This is a genomic window from Burkholderia sp. 22313 (assembly GCF_052045245.1).
Taxonomy (GTDB): Bacteria; Pseudomonadota; Gammaproteobacteria; order Burkholderiales; family Burkholderiaceae; genus Burkholderia.
In genome coordinates this window covers 41,848-52,940 of sequence record NZ_JBQEON010000036.1, presented here as the reverse complement: position 1 = coordinate 52,940, position 11,093 = coordinate 41,848, and the positions used below count along the sequence as shown (strand labels likewise).

The 11,093-nt window shown below is 69.3% G+C and carries 11 protein-coding genes and 1 riboswitch; of the genes, 3 read left to right on the top strand and 8 right to left on the bottom strand.

Annotation, left to right across the window (positions count from 1 at the left end; all coding sequences use genetic code 11):
- Positions 1–67: 67 nt before the first annotated feature.
- On the top strand, positions 68–769 hold the full coding sequence (locus ACTJKF_RS25490) for a DUF4136 domain-containing protein (protein WP_440627173.1): 702 nt from the start codon (positions 68–70) through the stop codon (positions 767–769).
- Between the two features lie 50 nt (positions 770–819).
- On the opposite strand, the gene ACTJKF_RS25485 is transcribed toward ACTJKF_RS25490, so the two are convergent.
- From ACTJKF_RS25485 to ACTJKF_RS25450, 8 genes are all read right to left on the bottom strand, one after another.
- Entirely contained in the window at positions 820–1,392 is a 573-nt protein-coding gene (locus ACTJKF_RS25485) for a TMEM165/GDT1 family protein (RefSeq protein ID WP_012328109.1), read from the bottom strand.
- A gap of 78 nt (positions 1,393–1,470) precedes the next feature.
- A riboswitch (yybP-ykoY riboswitch) is annotated at positions 1,471–1,608 on the bottom strand.
- 92 nt (positions 1,609–1,700) lie between these two features.
- Positions 1,701–3,023, bottom strand: coding sequence for a guanine deaminase (gene guaD, locus ACTJKF_RS25480; RefSeq protein ID WP_440627171.1), 1,323 nt, complete (start codon positions 3,021–3,023; stop codon positions 1,701–1,703).
- On the bottom strand, positions 3,020–3,403 hold the full coding sequence (locus tag ACTJKF_RS25475) for a hypothetical protein (RefSeq protein WP_440627170.1): 384 nt from the start codon (positions 3,401–3,403) through the stop codon (positions 3,020–3,022). Before ACTJKF_RS25475 ends, guaD begins: the two co-directional genes overlap by 4 nt.
- A 27-nt stretch (positions 3,404–3,430) precedes the next feature.
- Positions 3,431–4,456, bottom strand: a complete 1,026-nt coding sequence (locus tag ACTJKF_RS25470) for an adenosine deaminase (protein ID WP_440627168.1) — start codon at positions 4,454–4,456, stop codon at positions 3,431–3,433.
- An 18-nt stretch (positions 4,457–4,474) separates the two neighbouring features.
- Positions 4,475–5,479 carry a xanthine dehydrogenase accessory protein XdhC gene (gene xdhC / locus ACTJKF_RS25465; protein ID WP_440627167.1) on the bottom strand — a complete coding sequence of 335 codons (1,005 nt, stop codon included), beginning with the start codon at positions 5,477–5,479 and terminating at the stop codon, positions 4,475–4,477.
- Between the two features lie 598 nt (positions 5,480–6,077).
- Positions 6,078–6,590, bottom strand: a complete 513-nt coding sequence (locus ACTJKF_RS25460; protein WP_440627165.1) for a disulfide bond formation protein B — start codon at positions 6,588–6,590, stop codon at positions 6,078–6,080.
- Between the two features lie 139 nt (positions 6,591–6,729).
- Positions 6,730–8,106, bottom strand: a complete 1,377-nt coding sequence (locus ACTJKF_RS25455; protein ID WP_440627164.1) for an amidase — start codon at positions 8,104–8,106, stop codon at positions 6,730–6,732.
- Positions 8,107–8,113: 7 nt separating this feature from the next.
- A complete protein-coding gene (locus ACTJKF_RS25450) occupies positions 8,114–8,794 on the bottom strand; it encodes a GntR family transcriptional regulator (protein ID WP_440627162.1) in 681 nt (226 codons plus the stop codon).
- A 279-nt stretch (positions 8,795–9,073) separates the two neighbouring features.
- Between ACTJKF_RS25450 and ACTJKF_RS25445 the strand changes: the two genes are divergently transcribed.
- Together ACTJKF_RS25445 and ACTJKF_RS25440 are read left to right on the top strand one after the other, a co-directional pair.
- Positions 9,074–10,270 carry a gamma-glutamyl-gamma-aminobutyrate hydrolase family protein gene (locus ACTJKF_RS25445; protein ID WP_440627160.1) on the top strand — a complete coding sequence of 399 codons (1,197 nt, stop codon included), beginning with the start codon at positions 9,074–9,076 and terminating at the stop codon, positions 10,268–10,270.
- Between the two features lie 113 nt (positions 10,271–10,383).
- The gene (locus tag ACTJKF_RS25440) at positions 10,384–11,079 is read left to right on the top strand and encodes a DUF2968 domain-containing protein (protein WP_440627158.1); all 696 of its coding nucleotides are present in this window, start codon (positions 10,384–10,386) and stop codon (positions 11,077–11,079) included.
- Positions 11,080–11,093: the final 14 nt, after the last annotated feature.

Here is an 11,093-nt window from a genome sequence, read left to right as displayed (position 1 = left end):
CGTATTATCGGCATCCCGTGCGGTACGCGCGGTGCGACGAACGGGTGACGGATCGACGAGGATCGACATGAAACGCAATTGGATACAACGCGGTGCGGGCTGGGCGGCGCTGCTGTGCCTGGCGCTGCTGACCGGCTGCACCAGCTATGTGACAACCCAGGTCACGGCCTTCTCCGACTGGAGCGGTAGCGACGCGACACGCACGTACGCGTTCACGCGCACCGATGCGCAGAAGCACAGCATCGAGCAGTCGACCTACGAGCCGATCGTCGCGAGCGAGCTGTCCTCGTATGCGTTCCGGCAGGTGCCGCCCGCGCAGGCGCGCTATCTGGTCGGGCTGACCTACGGGGTGGGCAGCGATCTGGTGACGGTGCCGCAGCCGGTCTACTACGACCCGTGGTTCATGGGGCCGGGGCCGTACTGGCGGCGCGGGCCATGGGGCCCGTGGGGGCCCTGGGGGCCGATGCCGGCCGGCTACGTCGCGCAGACCTACCAGGTCTTCGACTACACGCTCGGCATCCGGATCACCGAGCGCGCGACCGGCAAGGAGGTCTACAACGTGACCGCGCGCACGACCGGCGACAACGGTGCGCTGCTGTACGCGATGCCGTTCCTCGCGCGCAGCGCGCTCGCTGATTTCCCGCTGGCGAACGGCGCGATCCGCACGGTGCGGCTGCCGGTCGACAAGCGCGGCGGGCCGGCAGCGCCGGCCGCCAACGAGCGTGCGGTGCCGGCTGCGCCGGCGTCGGGCGCGGCGCCCGCGAAGTAACGCGATATCGAGACTGGCGCGGCCGCCTGGCCGCGCACGCGTGGCGTGCGTCAGACGCCGACGCCCAGCAACGCCAGCGCGCCCAGCACGACGAACAGCACGGCCGCGATGCCGTGCACCAGCTTCGTCGGCAGGCGGTGCGCGAAACGGTCGCCCAGCAGGATCGCGGGCACGTTCGCGAGCATCATCCCGAACGTCGTGCCGGCCACCACGCCGATGTAATCCTGGAAGCGTGCGGCCAGTGCGACGGTCGCGATCTGCGTCTTGTCGCCCATTTCCGCGAGGAAGAACGCCACCAGCGTCGCGCCGAACACGCCGAGCCGCGAGCGGGTCGCATTTGCTTCGTCCTCGTCGAGCTTGTCCGGCACGAGGATCCACAGCCCCATCGCGATGAACGAGAACGCGAGCGCCCAGCGCATGATCGACGGCGTGACGAGCACGCCGAGCCATTCGCCGAGCGCGCCGGCGAAGCCGTGGTTCACGAGCGTCGCGACGAGCACGCCAAGAATGATCGGCACGGGCTTGCGATAGCGCGCGGCCAGCACGAGGGAAAGCAGTTGGGTCTTGTCGCCGATTTCAGCGAGAGCGACGGCGCCGGTCGAGATCAGGAAGGCTTGGGACACGTATGGGGTTCCACGGGCCGGTGTCGTGCGTGCGAGCGACGATCCGCCGCGCGCCGGGCCCTGATGCGGCGCGCAGTGAACCATCGGTCTCGCCAGGCCTCGGTGGCTGCGTCCGCCATGGCCGATTGGCCAAGTCTGTTGACGGACGCCTCCATCACGATGCGCGCCGGGGGCGCGGGACATCGAGCGGAGCGGCTACTCCCCAATGAGCGGCGAATTCTAGCACGGCGCGTGCCGCGTACGGTGCGAATTCGGCGGCCCGGGCATGCGCGTCGGCGCACGCCCGGGCAGGGCGGGGCAAACGAACCCTACACGGCAGCGGCGGCGCTGCGCGCGGCACCGCGCTCGTGCACGAGCCGGCCGGCCGCGTACGTGCGGTACACCGCGCGGTCGTCGCCGAGCAGCGCGAACGCAAACAGCAGTTCCTCGAGCGAATCCGCGCGCTTGGTGCGGCGCGCGAGCAGCGGCGTCGCTTGCGGATCGAGCACGACGAAGTCGGCTTCGGCGCGCGGCGCGAGCGTGCCGATCGTGTCGGCGAGATCGAGCGCCTGCGCCGCGCCGGCCGTCGCGAGCCAGAACATCCGCGTTGCGGTGAGGTGGTGACCGGACAGCCGTGCGACCTTGTGCGCCTCGTTCATCGTCTGCAGCATCGAGAACGACGTGCCGCCGCCGACGTCGGTCGCGAGCGTGACGGGTACGTCGTATTCGCCGGCCTTGTCGAAGTCGAACAGCCCGCTGCCGAGGAAGAAGTTCGACGTCGGGCAGTGCGCGACGACGGTGCGCGTCTCGGCCATCCGGCGGCGGTCGTCGTCGTCGAGATGGATGCAGTGGCCGTACACCGCGCGCGGCCGCAGCAGCCCGTAGCGATCGTAGATGTCGAGATAGCTGCGGTGGCCGGGGAACAGCTCGGCCACCCATTTCACTTCATCGACGTTTTCCGCGACGTGGCTCTGCACGAACACGTCCGGATGGCGGCGCGCGAGCTCGCTGCACGCTTCGAGCTGCGCTTCGGTGGACGTCGGTGCGAAGCGCGGCGTGAGCGCGTACATCTGGCGGCCGTTGCCGTGCCAGCGGTCGATCAGCTCGGCGCTGTCGTCATAGCCCGATTGCGCGGTATCGCGCAGGAACTCGGGGCAGTTGCGGTCCATCAGCACCTTGCCCGCGATCATCCGCAGGTCGCGCGCGTCGCTCGCCGCGAACAGCGCGTCGGCCGACTGCTTGTGCACGGTGCAGTAGACGAGCGCGCTCGTCGTGCCGCAGGCGAGCAGTTCGTCGACGAAGAAGTCGGCGACCTCGCGCGCATGTTCCGGATCGCCGAACTGGCGCTCGGTCGGGAACGTGTACTTGTCGAGCCACGGCAGCAGGCCGGGCGCCGGCGACGCGATCATGTCCGTCTGCGGATAGTGGATGTGCGTGTCGATGAAGCCGGGCACGATCAGCTTGTCGCGCAGGTCGTGGACGACCGCGTCGCGCGCGAGCGTCGCGGCGAGCCGCGCATACGGGCCGGCCGCGACGACCTTGCCGTCGTCGACGATCAGGAGGCCGTCGGTCTCGTAGTTCGCGGCCTGGCTCGATTGCGCCGGGTCGCCGTGGAAGGTCAGCAGCTGGGAACGAAAAGCGGTTTGCGTCATGACGAATGGTCCTGCATCAAGGTAAGGCGAACAGAAGAAAACGGTCGGCGCCGGGCGGGCGACGGCATGAAGGACGCTGCCCGTGCAAGCGCGATGCGGCGTGCGATTGCGCACGCGAGCGTGGCGGCGGCGGCCATTGCCGCCATTGCCGGGTTGCCGGCGGACAGCGCGGCGGTTGCGATCGCAATCGCGACGAGCGGCGCTGTGGCGAGCTGCCTGACGCGCCGCAACGACAGGCTTCCGCGTGCGACGGAGCATGACGTCGTCGCCACGCGTGCGACGGACGCGATGCCGGCATCCGTGTGCGGCGCACGCATGCGGCCGGCACGGCGCGAGGCCGAGCCGGTCGTCGCGAAGCGGAGGTCGTTGCGGCCTTTCATCTGTCTAGCGAACCTCGATGCCGGCCGTCACGCGGCCTGCCAGTACGAATCGAGCCGCGCGATCAGCGCATCGCGCTGCGCGGCATCGACGAACGACGCCTCGAAGCCGTTGCGGATCACCGCGTGCACTTCGGCATCCGTCAGCTGCAGCCCGTCGACCGTCGCGAAATAGTTGTCGTTGACGTAGCCGCCGAAATAGGCCGGATCGTCCGAGTTGATCGTCACCGCGACGCCGCGATCGAGCAGCGCCTTCAGCGTGTGCTTCGCCATGTCGTCGAACACGCACAGCTTCAGGTTCGACAGTGGGCACACGGTCAGCGCCGTGCGCGTGCGTGCGAGACGTTCGATGAGCGCCGCGTCTTCGATGCTGCGCACGCCGTGGTCGATCCGGTCGACTTTCAGCACGTCGAGCGCTTCGTAGATGTAGGCGGGCGGGCCTTCCTCGCCCGCATGCGCGACGAGCTTCAGCCCGAGCGCGCGCGCCTTCTCGAACACGCGCGCGAACTTCGTCGGCGGATGGCCGAGCTCGGACGAATCGAGGCCGACGCCGATCAGCCGATGGCGATAGCGCTCGAACAGCGGCAGCGCGGATTCGAACGTCGCGAGCGCGTCGTCTTCGGACAGGTGACGCAGGAAACACAGGATCAGCTTGCTCGACAGCCCGCGCTGCTCGGCGTCGGCGAGCGCACGGTCGATGCCCGCGACGACCGTCTCGATCGGCACGCCGCGTTCGGTATGCGTCTGCGGATCGAAGAACAGCTCGGTATGGACCACGTTGTCGGCGAGCGCGCGTGCGCAGTACGCGGCCGTCATGTCGTAGAAATCCTGCTCGGTCAGCAGCACGCTCGCGCCGGCGTAATAGATGTCGAGGAACGACTGCAGGTCGGTGAACGCGTACGCGGCGCGCAGCGCGTCGATCGACTCGTACGCGAGCTTCACGCCGTTGCGCTGCGCGAGCGCGAAAATCAGTTCGGGCTCGAGCGAGCCTTCGATATGGATGTGCAGCTCGGCTTTCGGAGCGCGGGCAATCTTGTCCTTGAATGTCGGGGTCATGGCGTTGGGCTTGGTCGGTCAGATTGTGGGGGAAGCGTGCGCGGGCGCGTTTGCCTCGACGGCCTGCAGCAACTGCGCGGCCACCGAGATCGCGATTACTTCGGGTGCCTTGTCGATGATGCCTTCGACGCCGATCGGGCAGCGCATCCGCGCGACCTGCGCCGGGTCGATGCCGATCGCGGCCAGCCGGTGATCGAACTGCACGCGCTTGGTGTGCGAGCCGGTCATCCCGAAGTACGCGTAGTCGCCGCGCCGCAGGATGCGCTCGGCCAGCACGAAATCGAGCGTGTGGTCGTGCGTCATCACGACGAAGTACGCGTGCGGCGGTGCCGTGTCGACGGCATCGGCGGGGCTGGCCACCGCGTCGATCGCGAGATTGCCGATCCCGGCGAGCGCGTCGGCTGGCGGGAATACCGCATCGGGCCCGTCGATCCAGCGCACGTGGCACGGCAGGGTCGCCAGCACCTTCACGAGTGCGGTGCCGATGTGTCCCGCGCCGAACAGCACGACGGGGAACGCATAGGGCGCGATCGTTTCGGTCATCAACGACACGCCGCCGGTTTCCCACAGCAGGCAATCGGCGCGTGCGGCGGGCGATTCGGGCTCGCTCAGCAGCGGCGCGCCCGGCGAGGGGCCGAATGATACGCTACGCACGGTCGCGGCGCCGGCCGCGACGCGCTTCGCGAGCGACATGATCCAGCCGAGGTCGCCCACGTCGAGCCGCTCGAACGCGAGCACGACCGCGCCGCCGCAGCACTGGCCGAGGCTCGGGCCGAGCGCGAGCCGTTCGAGCCGGCGCGCGTGCGGCACGTGCGCGCCGTCCTTCAGCAGATGCCGCGCGATCTCGATCGCCTTCCATTCCAGATGACCGCCGCCGATCGTATGGCGGGCCGTGTCGCGCGTGACGAGCATCTTGGTGCCGGCCTCGCGCGGCGCGGAGCCGTCGGTATGCGCGACCGTCACGAGCACGGCCGCTTCGCCGTGCGCGAGCAGGTGCTGCAGATCGCCGAGCCAGGCTTCCATCAGCACGCTCCGTTCGGGACGACGTGGCACGACACGCGGCGCGGGCTGGCGGGCGCGGCGGCAACGAGGACGGACGGGAGCAGGGCGGGCCGGCCGCACGGCCGATGCGATGCGGTGGCGGTGCGCCGAGGGCGCGCGCGAGCGACGCCGCGCGACGTGCGGACGCCATGAGGGTGATGGATGCGGATGGTGTGCGTTGTCATGATGAATCCAGTCGACATTGCGGATCGGGCGCGCGTTACGCAGGAGGTGAGACCGCCTGGCCTCGCGCACGTAGATCGCCATCCAGTTGCGAAGATAGCACCGCAAGGCGACGGGAACATCGTCGCGCGGTGATCCGGGCTATCAGGCGGCGATCATGTCGATCATAGGCCCGCCGCGCGGGATCGGGGTGCGGATGCGCGTGCATCGCGCCGAAACCCATGCGTGGCGGGGCGTGCGCGCCGATGTCGCGCGATGCGCGCTCGCCCGGCAATCCGGGCTGCGGCGGGGGTAGGTGTTTACGCGCGTCCGGCGGGGGCCGTCGNTTGCCGGCATAGCCGGGCGAACGAGGGCTTGCCGCGCGGTGCCGGGCTGCTGGACCGCGCGGCGTGGCCGGTCAGCCTGCCAGCATGCGGCGATGGCGCCAGAGGCTCGAGACGACGGCAACCAGGATCACGGCGAAACCGATCAGCGCCCAGCCAGGCAGCAGGACGCCGAAGATCGGCGGATAGACCGTCTCGCACAGGCCGGCGACCTTGAACATGCCGGGGAACCATTGCGCGGGCGGCAGGCTGTCGACGATCGGCTGCAGCGTGTCGAAGCCGCAGCTGAAGCCCGGATTCATCTGGATCGACAGATGCCGTGCGGCGGTGCCGACGCCGCCGGCCGCGGCGACCGCGATCAGCAGCTCGAGCACCCAGATGCCGCGCCAGTTGCGCATCCCGGCGGCCAGGAACGCGAAGATCCCGATCGCCGCGAAGAAGTAGCGCTGGATGATGCACAGCGGGCACGGATCTTCGTTCTTCACGTACTGCAGGTACAGCGCGCCGGCCAGCAAGGCGATGCATGCCCAGCCGAGCAGCATCAGCAGGCGGCGTTCACGGCGGAGGGCGAGCGTGGTGTCGTTCATGTCGGCGGGATTCCTGTCGTTGGTCGGTCCGATAAACAATCGCGCGATTTTAGCGCGAACGATCTGGCACGAAACTGACAGCGCACATGCGGCACCCCGCCGCAGCCGGCGCGCCATCGGCCGTCATGGCGTGGCGCGGTCACCGGATCGTGTTCAGCACGGCCTCGACGGCCTGGCCGATCGCGAGCAGCGCGTCGTCGCGATGCGGCGCGGCCGCGAGCATCAGGCCGACCGGCGCGGCGTCGCGCGGATGGCACGGCAGCGACAGTGCGCACGCATCGAGGAAGTTGAACGCGCTCGGGTTGCGCAGGATCAGCGCATTGGTGCGCGTGAACGCGGCGTCGTCCGCTTCGAGTTCGGCGATGCGCGGCGGCACGATGGGCACCGTCGGCGCGACGAGCGCGTCGACGCGCGACCAGACCGTGTGTGCCGCTTCGTCCAGCATCGCGTTGCGGGCGGCGAGCAGGTCGAGATAGTCGGCCGCGCTCGCCGGCTCGCCCTTCAGGATGCGCGACAGCACGCGCGGGTCGTATTGGTCGCGATGCCGCGCGAGCAGCGGGCGATGCCACGCGTACGCCTCGATCGGCGAGAAACCGAAGCGGTTGATGTCCGGTAGCCGGTCGAGCGCCGAGAACCGGACTTCCGTGACGATCGCGCCGGCGGCCTCGAGATGCTTCAGCGATGCGTCGAGCGCGGCGGCGACGTCGGCATCGACGCCGTCCGTCACATGGTTGGTCAGCACGCCGAGCCGCACGCCTTCCAGCGGCCGCGCGGCCGGCACGTGCGGCTCGAGGCCTGCGAGCATCCGGTCGACGAGCGCGCAGCAGGCGACGGTCAGGCCGATCGGGCCGAACGAGTCGAGCGTGGTCGACAGCGGCACGCCGCCTTGTGTCGGGATCCGGCTCGCGGTCGGCTTGAAGCCCGTGAGCCCGCACAGGGCGGCCGGAATCCGGATCGAGCCGCCGGTGTCGGTGCCGAGCGCGACGGCCGCCATCCCGTCGGCGACGGACGCGGCAGCGCCGGACGACGAGCCGCCGGCAATGCGCGCATCGCCCGGCACGTCACGCCGGTACGGCGAGCGCGGCGTGCCGAAGTGCGGATTCAGGCCGAGCCCGGAGAATGCGAACTCGCTCATGTTGGTACGGCCGACCAGCACCGCGCCGGCGCGCTTGAGCCGCGCGACGGCGACCGCATCGGTTTGCGCCGGCGGCGCGCCGTCGAGCACGCGCGAACCGGCGCGCGTCACCTGGCCCGCGACGTCGAACAGGTCCTTCACCGATACGGGGATGCCCGCGAGCGGCGACAGCACGGTGCCGGCGGCACGCAGGCGATCGTGCGCGTCGGCGGCCGCACGCGCGTTGTCGGCGTCGACTTCCGTGAAGACGGTGGCACCCTGGCCCGCCGGATCGGCGATCCGTTCGAGCGCGACGTCGACGAGCGCGCGGCTCGTGGTCCGGCCGGCGGCGAGGTCGGCGGCGAGCTGGGCGAGCGGAGGGAAGGGCGTGAAAGTGGTCATGAGCGGCTCAGGGGCGAAGGTGTTGGACAAGCGTGGCGCGAAACGAATCGATATGGTGTTCGACGGCCGCGCGCGCGCCGGCGGCATCGCGCGCGGACAGCCGCTCGAACAGTTCGCGGTGTTCGCGCTGCACGTCGGACAGATGGTGCGGTTCGGACAGCGTGACGAACCAGAAGCGCAGCGAGCGCTCGTGCAGGGCGCGCAGGATTTCCGCGAGCACCGGGTTGCGTGCCGCCGCGGCGATCGCCTGATGAAACGCTCGGTCGAGCTCCATCATCGCCTCGACGTCGTGCGTGTCGACGCAGCCCTGCCCGTCGTCGAGCAGCGCGGCCATGCGCGCGAGGTCGTCGGGTGTCGCGTGGCGGGCGGCGAGTTCGACGCAATGCGCTTCGTTGATGCGGCGCACGTCGATCACCGCGACGATGTCGTCGAGCGATAGCGGCCGCACCATCAGCCCCTTGCGCGGCATCACCGACAGCAGCCCTTCGAGCACCAGCCGGTGCACGGCCTGATGGACGGGCGTGCGCCCGATGCCCGTACGCGCGACGAGGTCGGCTTCGTTGAGCGCGGCGCCCGGTTTCAGGCGCATCGTGATGATGTCGCGCTGGATCAGCGCGTACGCGCGGTCGGCGAGACTGACGGCCGATGCCGCTGGCCGGTGGTGGAGGGCGTCGGTCAGGGCGTTCATGCGGACGGCGGCGCGGTGGCCGGACGAGGCGCGATCATGGCGCGGGCGAACGGGGAGCGTGGACGATTCGTGAATACTATTGTGATATATCACTGATGTCCAGTTCGCCGGGCCGATTGCCGGCGCCGCCAGGCGGGGCTTGATGGCGCGCCCGGCGCAGGGTGCGACGACTTGCAACAATATCGACAGGATGTTGCAGGTTTACCGCGCGATCGTGCACTGAAGCATAATGAATCCTCGTCAATCCAATACGCGCGAGCGACGTACCAGACCATCGTCATGAGCGAAAACACGCCTTCCCCGGCCGGTCTGCCCGGCACCTCTTCCGCTTCTGCCAATTTCCCCCGTTCCGATCCGGCGAAGACGCCCGACGTGCCCGCCGCGCAGGCAGCTGCTGCGCATGACGTTGCCGAGGACGGCGCATCGCCGGTCACGACGGCGTCCGAGCCGGGCGCCGCGGGCACGACCGGCACGACGGGCACCGCTGCCGCCGCCGGTGCAGCGCCGCCAAAACCCGGTGCCGCGCCGCCCGGTTTCGGCGCGCAGCCCGATTTCGACACGCCGCGGCCGCCGCCCGCGAGCGCGCAGAATGCGCCACCGGCCTATCTGAAAAACAGCGACACGCCGTGGTCGGTGTTCGGCCGGATCGTCGCGGCGCGGGCGCGCCGGTTGTTCGATCGCGCCGGCCAGCGCATCACGCAGCGCACGTTGCGCATCGGCGTATCGGCGCGGATCTTCCATCCGGAGCCGGGTGCGAAGGGCCTGCGCGGCAAGACCCTGCAGTATCTCGAGGAATCGATCGCGCACTGGGTGATGTCGCGCGACGTGCTCGTGTTCATGATTCCGACCGTTGGCCACCAGGGCATGCTGCACCCGAGCAACATCCGCCTGCGCGACTACGCGAAGCATCTCGACGGTCTGCTGCTGCAAGGCGGCGCCGACGTGTCGCCGCAAACCTACGCGGCGTCGGATGCGCGCCCCGAATGGCCGGGCGACCGCGTGCGCGACATGTACGAGCTCGAGCTCTTTCACGAATTCGTCGAGTCCGGCAAGCCGGTGCTCGGTGTATGCCGCGGCTGCCAGCTGATCAACGTCGCGTTCGGCGGGTCGCTGTACCAGGACATCGCGACGGACGTGCCGACCGCGAATCCGCACGTGAGCGAGCATTACGATCAGCATCGCCACGCGATTCGCTTTCCCGACTCGTCGACGCTCGCAAGCATGTTTCCCGGGCGCAGCGAAGCGATCGTCAACTCGATCCACCATCAGGCGATCCGCGATCTCGGCCGCGACCTGAACATCGAGGCCGTGTCGGCCGGTGACGGGATCATCGAGGGCATCCGCTACCGGCGCGCGCCGTTCGTCGTCGGCGTGCAATGGCACCCGGAGTTTCATCGTGCGGGCGGCGCCGAGTTGCTCGACTGCACGCCGCTGCTCGACGCGTTCCTGCGCGCGGCACGCGAAACCCGTCTGTAGCCGGTATTCGCATTGCGCACAGGAGGGCCGGCCGCATCCCGTGAAATTCGAGATGCGGCCGTTTCGTTTTGAACGATAATCGCGACTCCCGATTCGTTCGCCGGAGTCTGACGTTGGCCTTCCGAAATTTTTTCCCTGCACGATGCGCAACGTGGATCGTTGCGATGGCTGCCTGCGCGCACGCGGGCGCGGCCTGGTCCGCCGATGCGACCGCCCCCGTCGCGGGCACTCGCCCTGCCGTGACAAGCCTGAGCGGCGATGCCGCGCCGGCTTCGGCCGCCTCCGCGACCGAGGCGGCCGCGCAAGGCAACGTCGCCGAACTCGCGCAAATGCTGCACGACGGGCGGATCGTCGAGATGCGCACGACCTACAACGGCAGCTATGGCGCGAGCCTGATGTTCGATCCGCGCGAGATGACGTATTACGTCGCGCTGTTCCAGGACAAGCATCTGTGGCGCGTGATCAAGTCGCAGGAGAAGAACCGTGCGGAGCTGGTCTACGCGAACTTCGTCCAGCAGACGGCCCAGCTCGCGGACGTCGAGATTCGCCGTACCGAACTGCAGGCGCAGAAGCTGTTCCTCGAGCGCGTGATTGCGCTGCAGGCGAATCGTGCGGAGCAACTGCAGGCCGATCTGAACGTCGCGCGCAGCCAGCAAGTCGAGGTCGCGCAGCGGCAGAAGTCCGCGCAGGAGCAGACGCAGGCGTTGCAGGTCGAGAAGCGGGCGGCGCAGGTGCAGCTGCGTGATCTGCAGGAGCAGGTACGGCAACTCGAGCGACAGGCCGAAACGGGGTTGCCCACGCACAAGTGATGACGTGTCGGTCC